The organism is Cytophaga aurantiaca DSM 3654, from assembly GCF_000379725.1.
GTDB lineage: Bacteria > Bacteroidota > Bacteroidia > Cytophagales > Cytophagaceae > Cytophaga > Cytophaga aurantiaca.
In genome coordinates this window covers 30850-57398 of record NZ_KB903629.1, presented here as the reverse complement: position 1 = coordinate 57398, position 26549 = coordinate 30850, and the positions used below count along the sequence as shown (strand labels likewise).

The 26549-nt window shown below is 37.9% G+C and carries 21 protein-coding genes; 15 read left to right on the top strand and 6 right to left on the bottom strand.

Going from position 1 to position 26549, the window contains the following annotated elements; translation table 11 throughout:
- Window positions 1-76: 76 nt before the first annotated feature.
- The 8 genes from A3EE_RS0106905 (at window position 77) to A3EE_RS0106870 (ending at window position 9093) form a co-directional block, all read left to right on the top strand.
- A complete protein-coding gene (locus A3EE_RS0106905; protein WP_018342714.1) occupies window positions 77-1183 on the top strand; it encodes an efflux RND transporter periplasmic adaptor subunit in 1107 nt (368 codons plus the stop codon).
- Between the two features lie 63 nt (window positions 1184-1246).
- On the top strand, window positions 1247-4390 hold the full coding sequence (locus A3EE_RS0106900; RefSeq protein ID WP_018342713.1) for an efflux RND transporter permease subunit: 3144 nt from the start codon (window positions 1247-1249) through the stop codon (window positions 4388-4390).
- A 6-nt stretch (window positions 4391-4396) separates the two neighbouring features.
- Complete coding sequence (locus A3EE_RS0106895) at window positions 4397-5845, top strand: TolC family protein (RefSeq protein ID WP_018342712.1); 1449 nt, start codon at window positions 4397-4399, stop codon at window positions 5843-5845.
- Window positions 5846-6121: 276 nt separating this feature from the next.
- Window positions 6122-6736, top strand: a complete 615-nt coding sequence (locus A3EE_RS0106890; RefSeq protein WP_018342711.1) for a class I SAM-dependent methyltransferase — start codon at window positions 6122-6124, stop codon at window positions 6734-6736.
- Between the two features lie 15 nt (window positions 6737-6751).
- Window positions 6752-7330, top strand: coding sequence for an RNA polymerase sigma factor (locus A3EE_RS0106885; protein ID WP_018342710.1), 579 nt, complete (start codon window positions 6752-6754; stop codon window positions 7328-7330).
- On the top strand, window positions 7314-7640 hold the full coding sequence (locus A3EE_RS0106880) for a hypothetical protein (RefSeq protein ID WP_018342709.1): 327 nt from the start codon (window positions 7314-7316) through the stop codon (window positions 7638-7640). Before A3EE_RS0106885 ends, A3EE_RS0106880 begins: the two co-directional genes overlap by 17 nt.
- A 4-nt stretch (window positions 7641-7644) precedes the next feature.
- Window positions 7645-8271, top strand: coding sequence for a Spy/CpxP family protein refolding chaperone (locus A3EE_RS0106875; RefSeq protein WP_018342708.1), 627 nt, complete (start codon window positions 7645-7647; stop codon window positions 8269-8271).
- Between the two features lie 267 nt (window positions 8272-8538).
- A complete protein-coding gene (locus A3EE_RS0106870; protein ID WP_018342707.1) occupies window positions 8539-9093 on the top strand; it encodes a sugar O-acetyltransferase in 555 nt (184 codons plus the stop codon).
- A gap of 195 nt (window positions 9094-9288) precedes the next feature.
- On the opposite strand, the gene A3EE_RS0106865 is transcribed toward A3EE_RS0106870, so the two are convergent.
- Together A3EE_RS0106865 and A3EE_RS0106860 are read right to left on the bottom strand one after the other, a co-directional pair.
- Window positions 9289-10971, bottom strand: a complete 1683-nt coding sequence (locus A3EE_RS0106865) for a hypothetical protein (protein ID WP_018342706.1) — start codon at window positions 10969-10971, stop codon at window positions 9289-9291.
- A 121-nt stretch (window positions 10972-11092) separates the two neighbouring features.
- Complete coding sequence (locus A3EE_RS0106860) at window positions 11093-12223, bottom strand: sensor histidine kinase (RefSeq protein ID WP_018342705.1); 1131 nt, start codon at window positions 12221-12223, stop codon at window positions 11093-11095.
- A gap of 245 nt (window positions 12224-12468) precedes the next feature.
- Between A3EE_RS0106860 and A3EE_RS0106855 the strand changes: the two genes are divergently transcribed.
- Both A3EE_RS0106855 and A3EE_RS0106850 read left to right on the top strand, forming a co-directional pair.
- Entirely contained in the window at window positions 12469-13062 is a 594-nt protein-coding gene (locus A3EE_RS0106855; protein ID WP_245553813.1) for an RBBP9/YdeN family alpha/beta hydrolase, read from the top strand.
- Window positions 13063-13075: 13 nt separating this feature from the next.
- On the top strand, window positions 13076-14158 hold the full coding sequence (locus A3EE_RS0106850) for a hypothetical protein (RefSeq protein ID WP_018342703.1): 1083 nt from the start codon (window positions 13076-13078) through the stop codon (window positions 14156-14158).
- A gap of 67 nt (window positions 14159-14225) precedes the next feature.
- On the opposite strand, the gene A3EE_RS0106845 is transcribed toward A3EE_RS0106850, so the two are convergent.
- On the bottom strand, window positions 14226-15269 hold the full coding sequence (locus tag A3EE_RS0106845; protein WP_018342702.1) for a nucleoid-associated protein: 1044 nt from the start codon (window positions 15267-15269) through the stop codon (window positions 14226-14228).
- Window positions 15270-15508: 239 nt separating this feature from the next.
- Here A3EE_RS0106845 and A3EE_RS0106840 point away from each other — a divergent pair, with 239 nt between their 5' ends.
- From A3EE_RS0106840 to A3EE_RS0106830, 3 genes are all read left to right on the top strand, one after another.
- Window positions 15509-16231, top strand: a complete 723-nt coding sequence (locus tag A3EE_RS0106840; protein ID WP_018342701.1) for a phosphatase PAP2 family protein — start codon at window positions 15509-15511, stop codon at window positions 16229-16231.
- 288 nt (window positions 16232-16519) lie between these two features.
- The gene (locus A3EE_RS0106835) at window positions 16520-18016 is read left to right on the top strand and encodes a bifunctional ADP-dependent NAD(P)H-hydrate dehydratase/NAD(P)H-hydrate epimerase (RefSeq protein ID WP_018342700.1); all 1497 of its coding nucleotides are present in this window, start codon (window positions 16520-16522) and stop codon (window positions 18014-18016) included.
- Window positions 18017-18095: 79 nt separating this feature from the next.
- The gene (locus A3EE_RS0106830) at window positions 18096-18635 is read left to right on the top strand and encodes a hypothetical protein (protein ID WP_018342699.1); all 540 of its coding nucleotides are present in this window, start codon (window positions 18096-18098) and stop codon (window positions 18633-18635) included.
- A 335-nt stretch (window positions 18636-18970) separates the two neighbouring features.
- Here A3EE_RS0106830 and A3EE_RS0106825 read toward each other — a convergent pair whose 3' ends face one another.
- From A3EE_RS0106825 to A3EE_RS0106815, 3 genes are all read right to left on the bottom strand, one after another.
- The gene (locus tag A3EE_RS0106825) at window positions 18971-21106 is read right to left on the bottom strand and encodes a PDC sensor domain-containing protein (RefSeq protein WP_018342698.1); all 2136 of its coding nucleotides are present in this window, start codon (window positions 21104-21106) and stop codon (window positions 18971-18973) included.
- A gap of 265 nt (window positions 21107-21371) precedes the next feature.
- On the bottom strand, window positions 21372-21926 hold the full coding sequence (locus tag A3EE_RS0106820) for a hypothetical protein (protein WP_018342697.1): 555 nt from the start codon (window positions 21924-21926) through the stop codon (window positions 21372-21374).
- Between the two features lie 32 nt (window positions 21927-21958).
- Entirely contained in the window at window positions 21959-24424 is a 2466-nt protein-coding gene (locus tag A3EE_RS0106815) for a M1 family metallopeptidase (protein WP_018342696.1), read from the bottom strand.
- Window positions 24425-24889: 465 nt separating this feature from the next.
- Between A3EE_RS0106815 and pyrH the strand changes: the two genes are divergently transcribed.
- Together pyrH and frr are read left to right on the top strand one after the other, a co-directional pair.
- Window positions 24890-25597 carry a UMP kinase gene (gene pyrH, locus A3EE_RS0106805; RefSeq protein WP_018342694.1) on the top strand — a complete coding sequence of 236 codons (708 nt, stop codon included), beginning with the start codon at window positions 24890-24892 and terminating at the stop codon, window positions 25595-25597.
- A 51-nt stretch (window positions 25598-25648) separates the two neighbouring features.
- Window positions 25649-26209 carry a ribosome recycling factor gene (frr, locus tag A3EE_RS0106800; protein ID WP_018342693.1) on the top strand — a complete coding sequence of 187 codons (561 nt, stop codon included), beginning with the start codon at window positions 25649-25651 and terminating at the stop codon, window positions 26207-26209.
- Window positions 26210-26549 lie beyond the last annotated feature (340 nt).

Below are 26549 nucleotides of genomic sequence, written 5' to 3'. Positions count from 1 at the left end.
GATTTACTTCTTTTGAAATGAAATGTTTGTTATTGCACACTTAAGGCAAAAGGCTTGAGTGTTAAATTTATTATTTATGAGAAAATTAACGGTATCTGCGTGCATTGCTTTGCTATGCATGGCATTTGGATGTTCACTGGAAAAAGGAACAATACGAGCAGACAAGTACTCTGTAACAAGACCAATTTTAATAGACACAACATATTTTATAGATTATGTAGCCGACATACATTCTATAAAAAATGTTGATATACGTTCTCGTGTTAAAGGCTATCTGGATGCAATTTTAGTAGATGAAGGTATGCCGGTAAAAAAAGGCCAGGTATTATTTCGCATCAGCAGTCAGGAATACAAAGAGGATTTATTAAAAGCAAAAGCGAATTTAAAAAACGCAATTGCAGAAGCAAAATCAGCGGAACTGAATGTTCAGAATGTGAAAGTGCTGGTTGATAAAAATGTTGTATCCAAAACCGAATTGGATATGGCACATGCCAAGCTGGATGCATTAAATGCAAATATTGAAGAAGCACGTTCACACGAAGTGAGCGCACAGTTGAAATTGTCGTTCACAGAAGTGCGTGCACCTTTTGACGGCATTCTGGATCGTATACCAAATAAGGTGGGTAGCTTGATCGATGAAGGGACGTTGCTTACTACCTTGTCTGATAACAGTGAAGTATATGCATACTTCAACGTTTCAGAAAAAGAATACCTGGATTTCAAATCCGATGTGAGTGGTTCGTACAGCAAATCTGTAAAACTGATTCTGGCAAACAACGAAGAACATAAATACCTTGGACAGATCGAAACGATCGAAGGCGAATTTGATAATGCTACAGGTAGTATTGCGTTCCGTGCACGTTTTGAAAATCCGGATAAACTACTTAAGCATGGCTCAACCGGTAAGGTACGATTGACGCGCACTGTAAAAAGTGCATTGATCATTCCGCAAAAGTGTGCATTCGAAATTCAGGATCGTATGTTTGTGTATGTAGTGGATAAACACAACATCGTTACGGCGCGCAGTGTAGTTCCGCAATTGCGTATTCCGCATTTGTATATTATTGCTTCAGGTATTTCACCGAATGATAAATTTATTTACGAAGGCATACAGGATGTAAAGGAAGGAATGGAGGTATCTCCGGAGTTTGTTTCTCTCAAAACGATCATATCACAATTTTAATACAGACAACCCTTTTATCTGTGTTGATTCAAAATTGTAATAGTCATCCTTTAACGTTATTGTATGTTTAGTAAATTTATAGATAGGCCAGTATTATCGATCGTAATATCGTTGATCATTGTTTTTTTAGGGGTATTATCTTTATTGAAGATACCCGTTACGCAATACCCCGATATTGCTCCGCCCGTAGTTGCAGTAACAACAAAGTATACAGGTGCTAATGCAGAAGTATGTGCCAAGGCGGTAGTAACTCCTCTGGAACGTGCTATTAACGGCGTATCCGGCATGTCGTATATGACTTCCGTGTCAGGTAACGATGGTACAAGTATTATTCAGATCTATTTTCAGGCAGGTGTCAATCCCGATCTTGCATCGGTAAACGTGCAGAACCGTGTAACTGCAGTATTGGATGAAATGCCCGAAGAGGTTATTAAGTCGGGTATCATTATTGAAAAAGAAGTGAACAGTATGTTGATGTATATTAACATACTCAGCTCGGATACTACTGCAGATGAAAAATTTCTCTACAATTTCGCCGACATCAATGTGTTGGCTGAATTGAAGCGTATCAATGGAGTTGGTTTTGCCGACATCATGGGACAAAGAGAATACTCAATGCGTGTGTGGTTAAAACCGGATCGTATGACCGTATACGATGTGTCTGCAGAAGATGTAGTGAATGCATTGCGTGCCGAAAACATTGAAGCTGCACCGGGTAAGATCGGTGAAAGCTCCGGACGCAAACATCAGTCGCTTCAGTATGTATTGAGATACTCGGGTAAGTTCACACGTAAAGAACAATACGAGAACATTCCGATCCGTGCCAATTCAACCGGACAGATCCTGCGTTTAAAAGACATTGCAGAAATTGAATTCGGTTCATTGGATTACGATGTATTGTCAAAAGAAAATGGCAGACCCTCTGCTGCGATCATTCTGAAACAACGTCCCGGGTCGAACGCCAGCGAAGTAATTGAAAACATTAAAACAAAAATGGCAGACCTGAAGGGCACGACCTTTCCTGCAGGTATGGATTACACCATCAGCTATGATGTGTCGCGCTTTTTAGATGCATCCATTCACGAAGTAATTAAAACATTGATTGAAGCATTTATATTGGTTGCTTTAGTTGTGTTTATGTTCTTACAGGATTTCAGATCAACCATTATTCCGATCATCGCCGTTCCGGTATCTTTAATTGGTACCTTCTTTTTTATGGATATGCTGGATTTCTCGGTAAACCTGTTAACGCTGTTTGCATTGGTACTTGCGATCGGTATTGTGGTAGATGATGCCATTGTTGTTGTGGAAGCGGTGCACGTAAAAATGGAGAAAGATCACATGGAACCGCTCGAAGCCATTCATGCATCCATGAAAGAAATTAGCGGTGCCATCATTGCAATTACGTTAGTAATGTCTGCTGTGTTTATCCCCGTAGCATTCATGACCGGACCTGTGGGCGTATTCTACCGACAGTTCTCCATTACCATGGCAATTGCAATTGTGATCTCCGGTGTGAACGCATTGACGCTTACACCGGCCTTGTGTGCGTTGCTTTTGAAAAATCATCACGGTCATAAAAAAGTAAAAACATGGCTGGATAAATTCTTTTATATATTCAATAAAGGATTTAATAACATGACATTTAAATACAGTCATTTATTAAAGTTTGTTGTAAACAGAAAAGTAATCACGTTTGGTTTGTTGTTGTTTTTCATTTTCGGAATCAAAGGTCTGGGATCCTTATTGCCTACAGGCTTTATTCCTACGGAAGATCAAGGAACCATTTATGCGAGTATTACAACGCCTTCAGGTGCTACACTGGAGCGTACCGAAAATGTGGTTGATAACATCCAACGTGTTGCGAAAAAATACGATGCCATTGAATCGGTATCGACTATGGCGGGATTTAACATCATGACCGACGGATCAGGTGCAACTTTTGGTATGGCAATGATCAATCTTAAACCATGGGAATCGCGTAAATCATCTGTGGATCAAATCATCGATTCACTTGAAAAAGATACAAAAGATCTGAACGATGCATCCATTCAATTCTTTCCGCCGCCTGCAGTGCCTGGTTATGGGAATGCCAGCGGATTTGAATTCCGTATTCAGGATCGCTCGGGTACAGGCGATCTGCAGAAGTTGCAGGAAGTCACAAAAAAGTTTTTGTTTGATCTGAACAAGCAGGACGAAATTGAAGAAGCATTTACAAGTTTTGATGCAAGCTTTCCGCAATATCTGGTGAATGTAGATTATGATAAAGCAGCACAAAAAGGAGTAACGGTAAACAATGCCATGGATAATTTGCAGGCATTAATCGGTAGTTACTACGCAACTAATTTTATCCGCTTCGGACAGATGTATAAAGTAATGGTGCAGGCGCTACCAAAATTCAGAGCGGAGCCACAAGATATCTTAAAATTATATGTGAAGAATAAATCAGGAGAAATGGTTCCGTATTCTGCATTTGTTACGATCGAACGGATTTATGGTCCGGAGCAGTTGACAAGACACAACATGTTTACAGCTGCCATGATCAACGGAGAGCCTGCAAAGGGCTACAGCAGCGGTGACGCAATTGAAGCGATCAAACGAACAGCAGCAATTTCTTTGCCTAAAGGCTATACGTTCGAATGGTCGGGCATGACACGCGACGAAGTTGAATCCGGAAGTCAGGTTACAATCATATTTATGATTTGTTTGATCTTTGTGTATTTAATTCTCTCTGCACAATACGAAAGTTTTGTCTTACCCCTTGCTGTGATCTTTTCTTTACCAACAGGTATATTCGGTGCGTATCTGTTATTATTTATACTGGATCTTCAGAACAACATTTATGCACAGGTGGCATTGGTGATGCTGATTGGTTTACTAGGTAAGAATGCGATCCTGATTATTGAGTTTGCATTGCAGCGTCAGGATGAAGGACTGACTCCATTGCAGGCAGCGGTTGAAGGAGCGGTCGCACGATTCAGACCGATCTTAATGACATCGTTTGCATTTGTAGCTGGACTTATTCCATTGATGATCGCATCGGGTGCAGGTGCAATTGGTAACAGAACCATTGGTACTGCAGGTGCAGGAGGTATGTTTATCGGAACCATCTTAGGCTTGATCGTGATACCGGGCTTGTACGTGTTTTTTGCAAACATTCAATTGAAAATAACTGCGAAGAAAGCAGCAAAGAAGAAACATATCTAAAAGCAGATGATACAGTATTTTAAAAAATATAAAAGCATTTATTGGGGACTGGCTGCATTACTGTTTGTGCATTGTGCAGCACCAAAGTCAAGCCCGGAAGTATCTTTAAAGGCCTTACCTAAAACATATATTAATAATACCGACTCAACGAATATTGCTAAAATAAACTGGAAGCAATATTTTACCGATCCGGTATTGGTAAGCTTGATTGATACAGCCTTGGTTAATAATTTAGATGTATTGATCGCGTACCAAAAAATAAATGCTTCGCGTGCGCAGGTTAAATATGCAAAAGGTTTATCCGCACCAAAGGTGAATGCTGCAGTTACAGTTGGTGGTGAAAAGTTCGGAGACCATACCATGACCGGCGTTGGTAATTTTGATACCAACTTATCGCAGAATATTACTTCCGATCAAAAAGTACCAGATGGTGTTGTTCCTGAATATTATTTAGGATTACAAAGTTCATGGGAAGTAGATGTTTGGGGAAAACTCAGAAACAAACGCAAAGCGGCAACAGCGCATTACCTGGCAAGTGTTGAAGGTAAGAATTGGGTTGTTACAAATCTGATTACAGAAGTAGCTACAACCTATTATGAATTACTTGCATTGGATAGTGAGATACAGATCATAGATGAAACGATCGAGCTGCAGCAGGATCAGCTTGAACTTGTTATTGTACAAAAGCAAGCAGGCCGGGCAAATGAATTGGCAGTAAATCAATTTCAGGCACAATTGTTACAGTCTAAAATATTGAGATTGGAATTGAGTCAAAAAATTGTTCAGTCTGAAAATCATTTGAATTATTTATTAGGGAGATATCCGCAGCCCATAGCAATTGATACAACAAGCTTCACAAATGATTTGCCTACACAGGTTCAGGTGGGTATACCTTCTCAATTGTTAAGCAACAGACCGGATATTAAAAAAGCAGAACTGGAGTTGAAAGCAAGTAAAGCCAATGTACTTTCGGCTAAGGCAGCCTTCTATCCGGCGTTCAGTATTACCGCAACACTTGGGTTAAATTCATTTAATTCGAATTATATTTTTTCTCCGACATCACTTGCATACAACGCATTTGGTGGATTGGTTACACCATTGATCAATCAGAGCGCGATCAAAGCACAATTCAGAACGGCTAAAGCAGAACAGGTAGAGGCGATGTATCAATATCAAAAACATATTCTGAATGGCTATGTTGAAGTCTACAATCAGATGGTGTACATTAATAATTTAAGTCAGATCTATGATTTAAAAGATCAGGAAGTAAAAGTACTGACTACCTCAATTGAAACAGCATCTGAATTGTTCCTGACAGGCCGTGCAACTTATCTGGAAGTAATTGTTACACGTTCGGCAACGCTTCAATCAAAACTTCAGTTGATCGAGATCAAGAAAAAACAATTTACTGCGGTAGTAAATATATACCGGGCACTTGGCGGCGGATGGAATTGATAAGTAACTTCAGTTTATAAAATAGGAAGGTCGTTACGTTATTTAGCGTGACGACCTTTTTTCGTAAATGGGGTTTATATTATTTAACCCAACCACAACAGCGAGTTGAGGAGTGGATTGGTGAGAGTAAAAACAAATAGGATCTATCAGGGTATATTTAACTTTTAAATTATTTTCGAAAAAAGGTAATTTTCAGCGAAGGTTTTTGAATTTCTATACGTCTAATAGATATAAACCAGATTTAGAACCAAATTAAAGGATTCAAAAAATAAGATAATGGTATCAACAGAGTTTTGGGAAGCGAATTTTATTGAGAAGAAGGAGATGTGGGGTTTTCAACCTGCTAATTGCGCAATACTTGCGATGGATTTTTTTGTCAGACATTCTGTAAAAAACATTCTTATTCCCGGAATTGGTTATGGAAGGAATGCAAAAGTATTTATAGATAATGGAATAGCTGTAACAGGAATTGAAATTTCAAAGACTGCTATAGGTATGGCTGAAAGACAGTATGGCGCAAAGATTCCTATATATCATGGTTCTGTTACAGAGATGCCGTTTGATCCGTACAAATATGATGGAATCTTTTGTTACGCGTTGATTCATTTGTTAGATAGTAACGAAAGAGAAAAACTGATACATGATTGTTATAATCAGTTAAAGAAGAATGGATATATGATTTTCACTGCAATATCAAAAACTGCTCCTACCTATGGGAAGGGCAAATTTATTGAAGAAGATCGTTATGAATTATTTGAAGGCGCAAAAATGTATTTCTACGATCATGAGTCTATACTGAAAGAATTTGGTCAAATGGGACTTTGTGAGGTACTGGAGATTAATGAAAATCATCCGTTCTTTTATATTATATGTAAAAAAGACAACTCATAAATAGAGATCAGGAAATTGAAAATAGATGCAGAATATATTGCGGGATTAAAAAGCAGCGATCGAAAATCGTATGCTGAATTCGTTGGCGTATTTGCTTCGCGCATATATAACATTGCATTGAATATTCTTCAGAATAAAGAAGAAGCAGAAGAAGTTGCACAGGATGTATTTATGAAGATCTTCCAGAGCATTGAATCCTTTGATGGTTCGTGCAGTTTAAAAACCTGGATCTATAGAATTACCGTTAATAAATCGCTGGATGCACTTCGTGCAAAAAAACGAAAAGCAAGTTTGTCTGTTTTTTCTAATTTCTTTAATGAAGAAGGGGAAGAGAAAATTGTTGCAATTGAAGTTAATCATCCGGGCATTCAATTGGAACAACAGGAAGAAGCAGAAATTCTTTTTTCCGCAATTGATAAATTGCCTGAACGACAAAAAACAGTATTTGTATTGTATCAATTTGAAGATATGAGTTATAAAGAAATTGCCACCACGTTGGAGATTAGCGCTTCGGCGGTAGACTCTTTAATGAGCAGAGCAAAAAAACAATTAAGAGAATATTTAACAACTTTGTCTTATGGATCCATTAGATAATTTATTGAACAGTGTTGAGTATAAACGTCGTGAGCCTTTGCCTGAAGGCTTTGAGGGACGTGTACTGGATAAATGGTTTAATCAGCAGCCTATAAAGAAAAAGGATTATACTGTTTTTGCATACGCAGCTGCAGCATGTTTGGTGGCGTTTACATGCATCAACATTCTTTCCTTGAATGTGCTGAACCAATCAACATCAAACGATGTAAGTGCGAACTCACATACAACAATACAAATATCTTCAGAAACTGAATTTGCAGAAGCATATGGTTTTGTTGAAACAGCATCTTATTATACCTTAAACAAATAATTTTATGAAAGAGCTATTAAAAAATAAATGGGCGTGGGCTGTGCTTATATTGGTATTGATCAATATTGCAACCATCGGCGCTATCTGGTGTTCTATGTGTGGAAGAGATAAACACATGGAATGTCATAGAGGAGAAATGTGTCATCGGGGCGGACACGGCCACGACAAAGGATATCCGGAAGGCAAACATGGTCGCGGGCATCATGGACAAGGAGAAGATTTCTTATCCAGAGAATTAAATTTAAATGAAGAGCAGCAGAAAAATTTTGAGGCTTTGCGTAAAGAACATTTCGAAAAACTGAAAGTGAATTTTGACAGCATGCAGGTGCTTAAAAAATCTATGGTGCAAAGTTTAGGAAAAACCGATGTTGAAATAGACGCGACGATTCAAAAAATAGGTTCATTGGAAATGACCATTCAAAAGGAAACCTTTGATCATTTTAATAAAATGTATACCATCTGCACAGATTCGCAAAAAGTAATTCTGAAAGAAAAACTGGCGAATGTTATGGGGCATCGTGGTCCCGGATTTGCCGGAAAAGGTAGGGGAGACGACGACCAATGTGAACACGTTCATGGTGGTAAAGATGGACAGAAATCGTGCTGCTCAACTCCGCCGAAAAGATTTTGACAACGTTTCTAAAAGCAATGCAACAGATTTGTTTGTAGTTTAAGTAAATGGTCCCGATAGCTATCGGGACTGTTTTTTTTATTTTTAATAATTGATTATGAGTATAATATAAAATTATTGGTGGTAAGCAATCACTAAAATAAAATTTTACAATTTATTCTATATGCCATATAGGATTTTTAGTAAATAGGAATCAAAAAGGTTTTTTCAATTGTACGATTCGTATATTATAGTTGAAAGGTGTATAATATATCAACAAAGTAAATCATGAGAACAGAGCTGCAAAAAATGCTTTCCGGAGAATTATACATGGCGAATGATCCTGTTTTAGTCGGTATGAGAAATAAAGCAAGAGCCTTGTTCATGGAATACAATCAAACCTTAAATGAACAGATATTGGAACGCGGATTGATCTTAAAATCGTTGCTTGGTACAACGGGAGAAAATATTGACATACAGCCGCCATTTTTTTGCGACTATGGCAAACATATTACACTTGGCAATAATGTTTTCATTAATTACAATTGCACGATATTGGATTGTGCAGAAATTATATTGGGCAACAATGTTTTCATCGGTCCGAATGTGAGTATGTATGCAGCCTATCATCCAATCATTGCATCCGAACGCATAAAAGGACCGGAACTTGCCAGTCCGATTACCATTAAAGATAATGTATGGCTTGCAGGCAATGTGATCGTTTGCCAGGGAGTTACAATCGGCGAGAATACTACTATTGGCGCAGGCAGTATTGTTATCAAAGATATTCCGGCAAATGTTTTTGCTGCAGGAAATCCATGTAAAGTGATCCGTTCCTTATAAGATCTTGGTTAAAAATATTTAGATGTACCTTTATAAATACTATTATTATTTAAAGAGTCTTTATGAAATTATGGAAGTCAATCTGTATAAATTATTCTGAAATTATTTATGCCCCCGATGGGGTCAAGAATGTTTTTCATTATATCCATACAGATCTTCATAATGATGGCATTTATCAGGATACATCAAAAATTCTTACGGCATTTTATTTATTTGTTGTTCCATTTCTTTCGGAACACCTGTTTTGTCTTTTTTCCATTGAGCAATCTTGTCAAGTGCCGCCTGTTTTTGGCCGGTTTCCATAAGCAAAATAAGCAGATTGTTTTTTGCCATCATGAAAGTAGGAGACACACGAACGCATTCTTCCAGGTATTTCTGAGCAAGTACTTTATCTCCTTTTTCAAAATTCACTTTAGCCAATTCAAACAGATTGTCTAAAAATCCCGGATTGTATTGTTCTTCCCGTAATAAGTAATATTCTATTTTGGGATCTTTCGGATTTTTTGTCTGCAGATATTTTGCATAATATAAACTTGCATAACGCTCTGTAGAGTCTATCTCTAAAGCTTTCTGAATTTCTACTCTCGACTCTTCAAATTTGCTTTTATTGAAATACTTTACACCTAATAATTTGTGCGCATAGCTGGACGATGGGCTGTCGATCGCAGCATTTTCCCAAAACGTTATTTCATTTTTAAATTTTTGCTGATGTCCGTAATTGATCAAAACAAAAACGGCTGCAATTAAAATGGTGATCCAGAAAGTTATTTTTTGATTGACGATATATTTTTCTGAATAAGGAATTGTTTGACTTAATACAATGAATAAGCCGATGATCGGAAGATACAAGCGATGTTCAAAGGCCTGTTCATTGATTTCCTTCGGAACAAAAAAAGCTGGAAGTAAAAACAATACAAACCATCCAAAACCAAACAACAATAATTTTTTATCAGATTCTTTATTTAAAAAAAGCGCAACAGCAAGAAGTACTATAGCTGCTAATCCCAGATAGATCGTTGTGTCTGCCTGCATCGGGAATACAGATAGATTGAATGGTAAAAAAGATTTTCCTAAATAATGAATTAGCAATGGTAATCTGTTGATAAAGCCTTCACTATATTCTGAAGCAGTTGGTTTGATCAATGGTTCGATTGAAATGCTGCGCATATACAACCACGTAACTCCGATCACAATCCAGCCGGCGATAAATAAAAGATATGTTTTCAGTTCAGTTTTGGTAAGGAGAAATAAATAACCAAAAGCAAGTGCCGGCAATATAATACCCGACTCTTTCGTAAATAATGCCATGGATAGAAATACAAAATGAAGCAGCAGCTGGTACCATTTTTTTGTTTCAACGTATTTCAGCAAACATAAAAAACTTGCCAGCGCAAATGTAGTAAGCATCGAATCATTTCGTCCCGGGATCCAGACAACGGCTTGAGACAATACGGGATGTACCGTAAATAAAAGTGTCAGCAAAAAACTGACATCACTGCGCAGTTTTAGTTGAAGGAAGAAGAAGTATAACAATACACAGGAACTTAAATGAAAAAATAAATTGGTAACGTGGTATCCGTATAAATTTCCGGTTACAAGTTTATTGAACATGAACGATACCATCAACAGTGGACGATAATACGAATCGGTTTTTTCAAAGAATACACCTCTGAAAAATAAATGGCCTAAATTTTTAATATCCGAAAACAGCTCATTAAAATCTTTAATGAAAATACTGTCGTCGAGTTGCGTTAAGCCAAACCCTAAGGATTTAATGTATAAAAATATTCCGACTACAATAAGAATGGATATAGGGTATGAAATGTGTACATGACTATTCGTAATAGGTGACTCCTGTACAATTTGTTTTTTCTTCATCAGATAATCTGGCTTAAATAAATCTTTGGGGTAAAGTGGAATGAAGATACTCAGTTCTGACGAATACTCAAAAACATAGTATTGAAAAATATAACATATACTATGCTTATTAGTTTAGCTATTAGGTAGTTATTGTATCTCGAACAGGTATGTAAATGTCAAATGTTGCTCCTTTATTCAATTCACTGGTTGCCGTAATAACACCCCCGTGATTTTCGACTATTTTTTTTACAATGGTAAGTCCTATACCAGTACCTTTATATAAATGTTTATCATTCAATCGTTGAAATATTTCAAAGATTCTATTTTTATAATGAGGTTCAAACCCAATACCATTATCGCTTACTGAAATGTGAGAATATTTTTTCCCTTCGATTAAATTCGCATGCGTTTTTTTATTCGGAATGAAAATAGTAGAAGAAATTACAATATGCGGAGCTACATCTGGTTTTGAAAATTTTAGTGCATTGGCTATTAGATTCTGCAATAATTGTTTGAATTGAAAGGGGATAACATCAACTTTTAATAGATTTTTATATTCTATTACAGCAGATTTTAATTCAATTTCCTCTTTATATACTGCTTTAACTTCTTCAACAATTTTATTTAAATCTTCGTGTTCAAAAGTTCTTTCAGCAATAGTTGTTCTGGAATAAGCAAGCAAATCATTGATGAGCATTTGCATGTGCAGGGCCGATTTTTGCATCCGTTCAAAATAATTTCTTCCGGATTCGGATAAATTCTGATACTCACTTTCTAAAATACGGCTACTAAAAATGCGCATTTTTCGTAAGGGTTCCTGCAGATCATGACTGGATATAAATGTAAAGGATTCCAATTCTTTATTGGCAGCTATCAATTCAGCTGCGCGTTTTTCTTTCTCTCCATTTTGAAAAACCAGTTCTTTATTTGCAATGATAAGTTCGGCTGCCCTGTTTTCTTTTTCGATATTTTGAAAGGCAAGTTCCTTATTGGCGATTACTAATTCAGCTGCGCGTTTTTCTTTCTCTTCATTTTGAAAAATCAGTTCTTTATTTGCGATGATTAATTCAGCCGCTCTTTTTTCTTTTTCTGTATTTTGAAAGGCAAGTTCATTATTGGCGATGACCAATTCAGCTGCACGTTTTTCTTTTTCTTCGTTTTGAAAAATTAATTCTTTATTCGCGATGATTAATTCCGTTGCCCGCTTTCGATTTTCTTCTATTTGGAATGCAAGTGCTTTATTAGCAAGGCTTAAACTTTCTTCATTCATATGAAAGACTTGTTATAAAATTAAAATGAATAAAGAAGCTAGTTTAATGTATGTATGCAATATCGTAAAACGAGAGCCAATAACTACATAATAAAAAATAATCGGGTAAATTAATCTCTCAAAGTGTCTTGATTGAAAGCATACTAACTATTTAGACTTATTTTTTAATTTTGAACATCAAATGCGTTCCATTCTGTATGTGGCATTATAATTTATGTTTTGGGATAGTATATAAGAACTATTCAATGAAAAGTATAAATTTGACTGAAGGGAAAAGTAGTTGCACTATGCTGGATAATCGTTTTAATTACATCAATGTGCCCGGCCTTGGCGGTTCCGGTGAAAGTCATTGGCAAACGTATTGGGAAAAAGCGTATCCGGAAATTATTCGGGTAGAACAGAAGGATTGGGATCATCCCGTGCGTAGTATATGGGTAGATCAACTGATTGAAACAATTGCACAATCGGGAGGTAAACCTGTTGTGTTGATCGGACATAGTCTGGGTTGTGCGACTATTGTGCATGCAGCAAAAGCAAATGCATTACAAGGAGTTTCTGGAGCTTTTTTAGTTGCCATGCCCGATGTTGAGCGTGCAGATTTTCCAAAAGAATGTATTGGATTTTCTCCGATGCCCAGAATTGAATTACCTTTTACATCTGTTATGATTGCGAGTGAAAACGATCCGTATATTTCGTCTGCTGAATTAAAAAAATGGGCAGATATATTAGGTGCAGATTTTATTTCTGTAGGCGAACGCGAACATATAGGTACTGCTGCAAAGCTTGAGTATTGGGAAGAAGGGCAAGGTTTGTTTGAAGAATTTTTGAAGAGGATATAATTGTAATAGTGTTATGAAAATAAATACATCAGTACTTGGGTTACTTTTGATCGCGGTTTTTAGTGCATGTGAAAATAAAATTGAACAGACTAATACAGAGCCAGAACTAATAGCAATAGATAGTTTAGGTCCTAAAAAAAATCCGATTAGTCAGGAATTTCCTAAGGAGATTCCTTTAAAGAAAGTAAAGTCTACAGAATTTATTCTTACGCTTGAAAACAAACTTTCAGACTCATTGAATAGTATTTATTCGCCTACGATGTTATTTGCATGGCAGGAGATCAAAAATTATTATAAAACACCTATTGAAATATCTCCTGAAAATTCGCTTGATTTTAAATTAATCAATCGATCCAACACATTTCAGAACGTATTAAATAAAGATGAATATGAAACAACAGTGAGTTTTATAGATGGAATTGAAGTATCAGCCTATTTCAAAAAAGCACTTCCTTTTGTGCTTCCATTTCATACTCAAGATGAGCCTTTAGATTTTAATAGAAGTAAGGTAAGATCTTTTGGCTTGAATTATCCGGATAATGAATTACATGATTATTTTCAAATTCTATATTATCTGGATGATGATCATTTTGCTATAAAATTATTTCCTGCAGATACAAGTAGTGAAATAATTTTGGCTAAAGGCATTAATATCTCAGGAACATTTTCAGATTTAGTAGTTAGTACAAATAACTGGATCAAAAAAGGTGATAAAGAAAAAAATATAAAAGAAAAATTATGGAGATATGGATTTCAAAACGGAGATCATTTAATTATTCCTGCAATAAAATTTAATATTGGAACAAACTATCCTTCATTAGAAGGGCAATCGTTTACATCGGGTTCAACGCCGCATGCAATTGTAAAAACATATCAGCAAACGGCCTTTATATTTGATGAATATGGCGCTATCATAGAGAGTGAGGCAACCATAACATGTGATACTACATGTGTTTTACCTACTCCTGTAGAAAAGCCAATTCCTAAACAGATGATTTTTGATAAACCCTTTGTAATTTTTATTAAAAAGAAAGATAGCCCGAATCCATACTTTGCAATGAAGGTAATGAATGCAGAGTTGATGGAGAAAAAGTAATTATGCAAATCGCCTCTATCCCTAGAGAGCTGCGCTAACTCTACGGATAGAAACGGGAATTTAGCCCCTAGCTTTCTTCCTTATAATAGATCTTATAAAAATTCATTCCACTTGCATCGTCTCTTCCTTTCTCTATCAGATCTTTGTCGCCATGGATATAGATGTGAAAATTACGATCCAGTTTTAAGACACTTTTAAAGACCTTGGAATATTTTTTTACAGCGGGAGTAGAAATATCAAATTCATCTACGATCGCCAGATCACTTTCCTCCTGAAATTTTGTTTTGTAGCTTTTAAAAGAATCGATCAGACCTTTATCCTGGATCACATCGTCGGTGAACGTTTGCATGTCGAACGTTTCATTCTTTTTAAAATAATTTGCAGAACGGTTTAGCAGATCTATCTGATCTGTTTTCGATACTTCAAAATCTTCCGGCATTTTATCCGTCACAAAACTCTTACACATGCTCATGTAGTTTTGTGTATAATGGAAACTATCGTCGCGACTGACAATCTTTAAAAAATCATCTTTCCAGTATTGTGCATCGCTTGATTTGTTTGTTTGATCTACCACACAAACTTTGTAACCGTTTTCTTTTTCACTGTTTATGATGAAACAACCTTTGTCGAGTTTACGGATATCGATCCCTTTATCTGAGATCGCTTCGTAGCCGTCGCCCTGAGGAAATATTTTCAAGAAGGTTTCTTTTGTTTCTGATTTAAATAAACCAATCGCATCCGTGCTCTCCCCATCGATCACGCAATCATCAAAGTGTACGACATACAACTCACCGCCTTTGATCATAGGATGTTTAGACTGTTCGTACAAATGTTTGGCGATGTTGATGCTTTGAATGTAAAGCGAATCGGGGTCTGAAAAAATAGCAGAACAATACGTATACAGTTCATTTAAATTCAAATCCGCATCGTGATGAAAACGATTGTACTCTTTATTTTTAAACGGATTGGTGAAATAATTCAACAGCAATTCTTTTAACGATTCGTCGTTTAATTGCAGAGGCGTCTTAGAAATATTGATTCCTTCTTCATCCGATTTGTTACCTACAAAATGGGTGTATATTTTTTCAAAGTTTGCTAATTCAATCTGCATAAGTGCGTATTCAGTATTCTGTACATTAAAAATATGTATAATAGGACAATTTAAGTATTAAATAGGAAAAGGGTTATCTACAAATTATACAGAGGTTTATAGTGTCCTTACATTCATATATTTATGAGTCATGATGTGAAATAGAGAGCTGAAGTAAATTGTATTTTAGTTTGTTTGAATTTTGTCAATTAATAGGGAATTAAGAAAAAAAATAGTAGTATCAACTGTTGAAAGCATCTATGATTAAAAGAATAATACCATTGGTTTTGATCTGTACGTGTATTGCATTAAAAGCTACCGCACAGGTTGATACAGTATATAAAGGACAGCCCGTTTCGAAGTATTTCAAACAATCCATTGCGCCTGTTGCACTCATTGGATTTGGGATGTACATGAAATTGAATAAAACAGGTTTCAACGATCTGAGTGTGAAAGATAAAGTTGTTTCCAACTATCCCAATTTTCATACAAGTGCCGACGATTATTTACGGTTTGCTTCCGTACCGTTTATCTACGGGTTAGATTGGGTTGGTGTAAAAGCTAAAACAGATATAAAAAACAGAACAGCGATTTTAATAAAGGCTGAGGTGATAATGTTTGCTTCTACAACCTTACTTAAAAATGGAACACATGTTATGCGCCCGGATGGTTCAAATGACAAATCGTTTCCATCGGGACATACCGCACAGGCTTTCCTCGGGGCTGTAATGATCCAGCGCGAATACGGACACAGAAGTGTATGGTATCCGATTGCAGCATACACCGTTGCTACCTCTGTTGGTGTATTGCGTGTAATGAATAACAGACATTACACAAGTGATGTATTTGTAGGCGCAGGCATTGGTATGCTGAGCGCGCACATTGCATACTGGACACATCAATACAAATGGAATAAAAATGTGGTTGTAATGCCTACGTACTCAAACCGTGCAGCAGGGGTTTATTTTGCGATGACGTTTTGATAAAGGAATTATGAATTCTGAATTCACATGTTCTAGTGGAATTATTTAACCGTTGGCTAAAGCCAACGGCAATGAAAGCCGAGTAGTACTCAATATTCGCACTGCTCGGCTTTGATTGCCGTCACATTCATGTGACGGATGATATGATAAACATCATTCGTCAGACCACTTTTTTGTGGTCCGACGAATTGTAAACAAAGAATCTTAAAACTTATTACCTATTACTTAAAACTAAATTTTACCCATTCATAAAATTTGCATTGTCTTAACTAAATAATATCAAGTGTTATGAAAATTCTTACCGCTGCTCAGATTCACGAATTGGACCTGTATACTCAGGAAGTTGAAGGTATTACCTCACTGGAATTAATGGAACGTGCCGCAAATGCTTTTGTGGCTTGGTTTACAAAACATACCTCGTTTCAAAAAGAAGTGTGGGTGTTTTGCGGAAGAGGCAATAATGGAGGAGACGGTTTAGCAATTGCACGTTTGCTGATCAATCGCGGTTACAAAGTAAAATCATTCATTCTTAAAACAGGAGCACCAACTCCCGATTGTGCTGCAAATCTTGATCGATTGACTCAGCTCGGAGCAGTAGCGTCCATCGTGCAGGCAGAAGACATTCCAAATATTCCCAAACATGTACTGATCGTTGATGCATTACTGGGTTCCGGATTGAATAGAGAAGTTACCGGAATCTATGCAACAGTTATTGATCGCATCAATGCAAGTGATGCGGTGGTGTATGCAGTAGATGTTCCATCCGGTTTATACAGCGATTATCCTGCAAAGCACAGTTCAATCATCACTGCCGATCATACCATAACTTTTCAGGCGCCTAAGCTCATGTTGTTTCTGGCAGATCATGAAGCCTATACGGGTTCATGGCATGTTGTGGATATTAGCATGAAGCTTGAAGGAACTGCAGATCTGCTCAGCGAATATTATTATACGGATGCCGCTGTTGTGCATTCGATGATCCGCAAACGTCCGGTGTTTTCACACAAAGGTACATTTGGAAAAGTATTGCTGATCGCAGGAAGCAAAGGCATGATGGGCGCTGCTACACTTGCTGCAAGAGCAATTCTGCGTTCGGGTGCCGGCTTGCTTTGCGTACACATTCCAAGCAGCGGAGTAGATATCGTTCAGACATTGATACCCGAAGCAATCTTAAGCATAGATCCGAATACGGAAGTTGTTACGGAATTGCCGGAGACAGAAGAATTCAGTGCGGTAGGCATTGGCGTGGGATTAGGCGAACATCCATACACCGCAGATGTGCTGGAAGAACTACTTGTCTCTTCTATACATCCTTTGGTAATTGATGCAAGCGCATTAAATATATTAGCAATACATCCGCATTGGACTACACACATTCCGCCGAATAGTATTTTAACACCGCATCCGAAAGAACTGGAACGTTTGGCAGGTATCAAACTTCAGAACAGCTGGGAGCGTTTGCACAAAGCCATTGAACTTGCTAAAAAGATGCAAGTGATTATTGTGCTGAAAGGTGCATACACCGCAGTAGTGATGCCAACCGGCGCGGTACACTTTAACTCTACCGGTAACTCAGGCATGGCAACTGCCGGAAGCGGAGATGTGTTGACAGGTATCATCACATCTTTGTTAGCGCAGGGCTACACACCGGAAGAAGCAGCAAAGATCGGCGTATTTGCACACGGTTATGCAGGTGACGCCGCAGCTCGTATCCACTCCAAACCAGGCATGATCGCATCGGATATTATCGATCATTTGTCGGCGTTCTTTTTGGAGTTCGAGTAATAGTGGTCAATGGCCAGTAGAATAATGCTGATGCAGAATGAAATTTTGATCATCAAACCTAAATCAATACGATTAAAATATGATAGATAACGGAACTGCGAAAATTGAAAAAACAATTGACGGAATCAGAATTTCTATTCCTTCAAAGAAAAATTGGTTCGCACTTATATTTGGTACTGCCTGGCTCGGTGGGTGGTATGCTGGATTCACAAGTGCATATCCTACTGTTATGTATGGATTTGAACAAGGTGAAATGAATGGCTTTATGACATTTTGGTTAATTGGTTGGACAATTGGTGGGGTGGGTATTATTTCAGTATTGTCTTGGGGATATTTTGGTAAAGAAAAATTCAATCTGAGAAAAGGAGAAGTTTTATTTGAAGAGTCGATTTTTGGTATTGGCCGAAAAAGGCGACTACAAGCAACTGCCGTAAAGAATATAAGAACAGAATTGAATAATGATAGCTGGTTTGGTAGTAACCGTTGGGCATTCTGGGGACTTGGGCCGGGTAAAATAAAATTTGATTATGGATTAAAAACATTCTCCTTCGCACTTGGAGTTGATGATGCAGAAGCAAATCACATCGTTGCTTTATTAAAAGAACAATTTCAAAATTGATGCTTCATAAAAGCATCTTGAGAATACACAACAGACACACTTCGTTAAAGCCTGGCACGAGTATAAATAGTTGAAGAATTTGCATAGCCCACGGATTTATCCGTGGGCTTAATATTTTACAGCCTGTGCATTCAATGTGAAACGATAAGCCTGAAAGGCTTTCATACTATAACTTGGGGCATCGCCCCAAGGAGTAACGGATTTTTATACTGCCCACTGCACCACACTCTCCTTAGAGTTAGCGCAGCGCTCTAAGGAGCTTACAATAAAAGAGAGACTTGGTCTCGATTTAACTACTGGAAGTATTTTTCGAAATACAAACTGACCACTGATCACTAATAGAATAATATAATCGTCACCACGATACACGCAAACATAAATACCGGCCAGAACAATACCTTCGGCAGGTAGTTATTTTTATAATCTACAAATAAATAATCCTTGGTCGAAGAGAAGAAGAGCGCGTTAACCGTCACCATGAGTACATAGATGTATACAATGAAATAGAGATACTCCAGATAAGTCACCATTTCAATTTCCAAGGTGTTACGCAGATCGATATGCGAGATTACGATAACGAAGAAGAAGGCAGCACAACTGTTGATCACACCAAAGGTATTGTAACCCGATATGGTAGTATCTGTTTTTGAGAAGATAATAATTACACCGAACAGCATCAATTGAATAATGAACAGCGGAAGAATGTGTGCGATCAATGCACCGATGATTTTTCTGCTGAGTACAACATTGAAGCTCAACTCAGGTATATTTCGTTGGCGTTGAAAATGCTGCAATCCAAAATTCGTATTTAAACTTTTGTATTCGTAGCTGAAATAACTTCCAAGGAAATCCCAGCCTACGATCGGAATGCCTTTATTGATGCCGGGATTGGTAGATGGGATCAGCGATTCATAGGCGTCTGCATCCGGAATGAGGAAGATGTTTTTTCCAACGGTGCTGTGACGTAAATTTATTTTCAGATCTTTTCGATCGAAGGGGTACAATTTATAATCTACCTTATTTAAAATATTCAATCTGAAATTCCATCCAATAATGCGGTGCCCATCTTCAATGCGGTCATAGGCAACGTCCATGGTGTAGGCTTCTGCATCGGTTGAAAGATCCGGAAATGTTACGCCGGGTTCAATTCCTTTATGTAAAACCGTATCAAGCTTTTGCCAAAGCGATCCATTCAGTCCAATCAATCTGCCGTCTTTGAATTCAATGTTGCGGATGAACAAACCTGTGGGTATGTAGATCGGTGGCTCTTCATGTAACGTTTCTGTTTCTCCGTTCGATTGATTTACAAAGGTGTTGATCGAGTTGACATCGGAAATAACTGTTTCGTCTGAAGCGTAATCAAACATTGGTCGCTGCTGATGCAGATGCCAGATAAAACCAATTTCAAGAATAAAGAGAAAAGAAATTTCAGCAGCGATAACCCACAGACGGTCTGTTTGAAAGAGTTTAAAGAATACAACACTGCCGCTTAGTATGGCAAGCAGAATGAATAAGGATAAAATAATTTCCTGCTTGTAGGTATAATCAAAGTCCGGTTCAATTTCATCTTTAATAATATTGATTGCGATCGACCATTGTGTAGTTGGTATGGTTTGATAAAAAACGATCGACTTCCTGTTCAACAGTGGATTCAGGTATTCCACGTAGCCTGTTTCCTTGTTTAATAATTTTTTAACGGCTGCCCGATAATTTTCATCGTCTGTTTCTTTTGCAACCACATCCATGGATTTTAATGCCAACAGATAATCTTCGCGCGGATGGGAGAGTACATGTCCTTTGTCTGAGACAAGTATTGCATAACCTGTTTTACCTAATTTTAATGTATTCAGCATTTTATTGAAACCATGTAGAGAGAACGTGATATCAACCACACCGATTTTCTTTTTCGGATCTTTGGGATCGTAAAAGGGAACACCGTATTCTGTTACGACAGACTGCGCTGCAGGCCCGAATCCGGGCTCGGCCCAGAAGATGTTGTTTTCGATCGGGTTATAAACCCAGGCACTGTAGTTCCATACTGTTCGGTCTGTATAATCGTATAAGTCGCTTGTCTGAATGATCTTATCTTCTTTTCTGGTGTAAAAAGGAGCGTATAATTTTTGATCCGGTGAAAATTCATAGGGAAGATATGCAGCGGTAACACCTAAAATATATGCCTGACTGTTCCCTAAGTCACTCAGCGCTTTTTCAAGTTCTGCTTTTGTATACTTGCGGTGACTCAAGCTGTCGGCTAGTGTATTGGCAGCCGTGCGGATATTCAATAGAATCGAATCTATTTTATGAACGGAATTTTTTGTGATGGTTTCTCCGAATGCAATCGTCTCTTTATTGATCCGTTGTTTGCCTCTGTAAAATACAATGCTCCATATGGCTACTGCTGTAAGAGACAGTGCAAAAACAATTTTGCAGGCCAGCGTAAAATATTTTTTAAAATAATCGAGTGCGTTCATTCTATTTAAAAAAGAAAATTAAAAACGAAGTGTCAGAAATAAAAATTCCCGATCATTATCTTAAAGATACTAATCGGGAATTGAAATATGAATATTCTTGTGCCAATGTCGTTTAATTAAAGAGTATGTTAACTAATAAATGCAACTGACCACGAATCACGCTCTCCTTAGAGTTGTTAATGCAGCGTTCTAAGGAGTTAATAATAAAATAGAGACTTTGTCTCGATTCAATACTGACCACTGACTACTGTCTACTGATCACTAACTATTCTATCGGACGTTCAACCCAGGTATCTACGGATTGCGGAGCGAACATACGGGATTTCATATCGTTCAGCATGATGCGCTCTTCGCCTTTCTGGTAGCCAAGAAACAATACATCGTTCTCGTGATGATACAGGAAGAATGCTTCGTTTTTAGATCCTTTTGCGGAAGCACCTTGTGTATATAAGAAACCATCTGAATCTTTTTTCAATGGTTTTGCTGTGGCTAAGAATTTTACATACTCTTCATATTTATCTCCTAAGATTGTTTGAAGACGTTTTTTAAGCGGATCTTTTGATAACGCACTTGATAATTTGTCGCCAGCTTTTAAACCGAATGGATTGTTTGCAGGAGTAGTAACCGGCTTTTTCAAAAGACTATCTACAACCTCGGAATTCGGAGGGATGCTATCGATGTGCTTCACTTTATCCGGAATGGCAGTATCTTCAACCACTACAGCTGAGCTGTCAATACCATCTGTAACAACGTCTGGTTTTTTATCGCATGAAACAAGTATGAAAGCTGAAAGAGCAATCGGGTAGAGTATTTTTTTCATTTCAGGAATTAATTATAGTCGTCTAGTTTATATTATTTAATGGATTTGTCGATATACTGAGCGTAGGTTTTAGCATTTTTCCGAATCACATCGTGTGAATTTTCTACACTGATCTTCTTTAAAAAAGCACTTCCTTTCATTTTATCTTCATTTCCCAGTTGTAAAACGTACTTGGTAAATACAACCATGAGGTTGTATACGTCCTGATCCGAAGCTTGTTTCATTTTATTTTCAAACCATTGATAATGTGTCTGATCGCCTGTTTTTGTATAAAACTCAGCCAGGGAAGCAATGATGCTGGAGTTGCTCAGCGATTCAAATTCCGGAATCCGTGCGATCGTTGCTGTATCGTTCATAAGAAGCAAGGCATTCAGGCAAGCACCTGAAACGTGGTATGATGGAGCATTTAAACCTTCTTTATAGATCGGCAGATATGCTGGGTTGTTACCTAAGGAAGTTAATAATTGAATAACCGTTGCACGCAATTCGCCATTCGGTTCGTTTTTCGCCATGTCTACAAACTTAGGAACAAATACCGTTTCCAGGTTTGGCATCGGATGTTTGGTAAACTCCATTACAGCAACCGTTCGCACTTCAGGAGATTTGTCCTTTAGTGCTTGCTGCAATGTTATCAGTGTTTCCGGGTGCAGTACATACGGATTGTCTTTCGCATTGTCTGTTTGTACAATTGCCTCAAACGCTTCTTGGCGGATCAGATAATCCGTTCCGTATTTGAATTGATTGGTTAATAATTCTACAGATTTTTTATGTGTGACCGTTCCAACAACCACATGTTTGCTGTCAACCACCAGATATAATAACTCGTCAACGGGAATCGGCAATGTGATCGAATCTTTGTATGTGCTGATCCAGTATCTCTTAGAGTGCAGCGTTGTGTCCGTTTTCCTTCTGTAATCAATTTGTACCGGTATGCGATAGATCGTGCCTTCTGTCGTATCCTGCTTTTGTTCAATTATAATTTCTGTAGTATTCTTTTTACCCGCATGATGTTCAACCAACAATTGCGCATGTCCGCGTTTCATAAACCAGGCATCAAAAAACCAATGCATGTCTTCGCCTGTAACATCTTCAAAGGCCATACGCAGCTCATCTATTTCTACCGGAGAATACGCATTACGTACAAGATACAAATGCAGTGAGTTGTAGAAGGCTTCTTCGCCAACAGCATTTCTTAAAAGATTTAAAACCAAACCACCTTTGTTGTAACTATGTCTGTCAAACATTTCTTCAATGTCTGTATAGTGATAACGGATCAATGGATTCTGCGTTGTTTCTGCTTCAGATAAATATCCTGCCAGATCTTCCTGAGCATGCTTTAATCCTGCCTCGTAGCCCCACTTGTGTTCGAACCAGGCGATCTCAGAAAAGTTTGCAAACGATTCGTTCAACGGCAAGTTCGACCAGCTTTCGCAGGTTACCAGATCACCAAACCAATGGTGAAACAATTCATGCGAAACAATGCTTTCCCAGTTATCATCTACTAAGAAGCGATCATCTACTTGTAACGCTTCCATAAAAATACTTGCAGACGTATTTTCCATTGCACCCGAAACAAAGTCGCGTACAACGATCTGCGAATACTTTGGCCATGGATATGGATAATTCAGTTTAGTAGAAAAGAATTCGATCATGGCAGGTGTTTCACCAAAAATATTGCGCGCATATTTTTCGTATTCCGGTTCAACATAATAGCTCACTTCCATGCCGTTCCAGGTGTCGGTTACTTTGGCAAACTCACCAACTGCCATCATAAATAAATACGGAGCATGCGCTTTTTTCATTTCCCAACACCAGGTCGTCTGGTTGTTGGCACCTTCCGTTTTGTAAACCAATTCTCCGTTTGAAATCACCGTATATTTTTTATCAACGGTAATGTACATTTCCTGTGTGCTGCGTTGATTGGGCGAATCCAGCGTAGGGAACCAGCACGATGCAGACTGTGTTTCGCCTTGCGTCCATATTTGTGTTGGTCTGTGTGGATCCGTTCCCAGCGGATCAATAAAGTATAAGCCTTTTTCTTCCGTGATCGCATCACTACCGGACTTTGGAAGATCGTTCGGTTTTGCTGTGTAATCAATTACTAATGCAAGCGTATCCAGACGTGAATAATTTTTATTCAGCGTAATGGTAATATTTTTTTTATCGTAGGTGAACGTTTTTATTTCGGCACCATGCAGATAATGTATGGAATGCACATCAAAGCCTTTTGCTTGCAACGTCAATGTATTTTGAGAGTAGTAGTGTGGTGTTAAGCTGATTGTAGCTTTACCCAACAGATGTTGTTTTGCAAAATCAAAAGACACTTCCAGTTTTGTGTGTATCAGATTCCAATACAGTGGTGTACTTGGATTGTAGGCACCTCTGCTGGTTTGTATGGTTTTTGGTTTAGATTCTACGGAACGGGTAGCTTGCTGTTTGCAGGAATAAAAAGCAGCAACAGCAGCAAGAAGTAAAATGGGTTTTCTTAAGAAATTCATGAAATTGAAATCAACTGTATGTGATGGTCGTGCAAAGATCGCAGCACGAAATAAATGGCTTATTTACAAGATAAAGATACATTTTTTGGGTGATTTTGCAGTGGCAGCAGTGTTTTTTGATAGTGATTTAAGGAAAGTTATTGAATAGGAGACAAGTGGTAACAAGCTTTCGTCTGACTACCGTTTGCTAATGAGCATTCGTCAGACCACTTTTTTGTGGTCCGACGAATTGTTTCGATTAACAACAAAGAAAAACAAATCTTTTGTGGTCAGACCACTGGATTGCTATGCAACGACATTCATAACCGCATCTTAACCCCTTTATGTTGATATTTTTCTTGAAAATAGATTCTCTTAAGCCCTTTTCAATTTTCCTATTCGCGAAAATGGGTATATATTTGTAAGATTTGGCATGTTTGGAGCCTTGGCTTGCACGCCCGATCTCGAATCGAAAAATAAGAAACTATGAAATATAAACGTATTCTCCTGAAGTTGAGTGGTGAAGCCTTAATGGGCGAACAGAAATATGGTATAGACAGCCAGGTTCTTATCCGTTATGCAAAAGAAATTCAAGCAATTGCGGAAAAAGGAGTAGAGATTACAATTGTTGTTGGTGGTGGAAATATTTACAGAGGGATCGAAGCAGCTGCTACGGGTATTGACCGTGTGCAAGGCGATTACATGGGAATGCTTGCAACCGTGATCAACTGCATGGCATTGCAAAGTGCATTGGAAAACATCGGTTTGGATACACGATTGATGTCGGGTATTAAAATTGAACAGGTATGTGAATCCTTCATCCGCAGACGTGCGATCCGTCACTTAGAAAAAGGCCGTATCGTAATGTTTGGTGCCGGTACAGGGAATCCATATTTTACAACAGATACTGCAGCAAGTTTGCGTGCGATTGAAGTTGAAGCGGAAGTTGTATTAAAAGGAACACGTGTAGATGGCGTATACACTGCCGATCCGGAGAAAGATCCAAGTGCAACACGTTACACAACGATTTCTTTTGACGAAGCATACGAGAAAGGATTGAACATTATGGACATGACGGCCTTTACCTTGTGTAAAGAAAACGAAGTGCCGATCATTATTTTTGATATGAACAAACCGGGTAATTTATTGAAAGTACTTGAAGGCGAAAGCGTAGGTACCTTGGTTACGTTATAAGTAGAGAGACTTTATTAACTGAATTATATATTTATAAAAGGAATTTCAAACATGGAAGAAATTAATTTATATCTAGACGATGCAAAGGATAACATGCAGAAAGCGATCAAACATACAGAGTTTGAGTTATCTAAGATCCGTGCAGGAAAAGCATCACCAAACATGTTCGATGGGTTAATGGTTGAATATTATGGAGCATCTACACCACTTGGTCAGATTGCATCTATTACGGTTCCTGAGCCCCGTTCTATAACGATCAAAGCGTTTGAAAAGTCAATGATCACAACCATTGAAAAAGTAATTCGTGATGCGAATATGGGTTTAAACCCGCAGAACGATGGCGATGTAATTCGTATCAATGTGCCACCACTTACAGAAGAGCGTCGCAGAGATTTAGTGAAGCAAACAAAAGCGGAAGGCGAAAGTGGTAAAGTACGTATCCGCAAGATCCGTCAGGAAACAAACGACGAGTTGAAAAAATTGTTGAAAGAAGGTGCTTCTGAAGACGAAGTTAAAAAAGCGGAAGAAGTTGTACAAGCATTGACGAACGATACGAATGCGAAGTTAGATACCTTGATTGCTTCGAAAGAAAAAGAATTGATGACGGTGTAATGATCGTGCTTCGAAATAAATATGAAGAGAGTGATGCTGAGAAGCGTCACTCTTTTTTTGATTTGGATTCTTTGGATTGATCGGAAAAGTTGGATTAGAGTCGACTTTTTTCAATCCAATTTAATTACTGCTGACGATCACACCTTCTAACCTAACCACCACCCAACCTGCTGTTGTGCCAACGGCCAACAGCCCGGTAAAAGTCGACTCTAATCCAAACTTTCCAATCAATCCGATAAATCCCAATTCAATTGCTTTTTAAAACAAAAGAATACATATTGAAATCACCGCTTTAATCTGGTCAGGTTGCTTACCTTTAAGTTTTGAGTTGTATTTATAG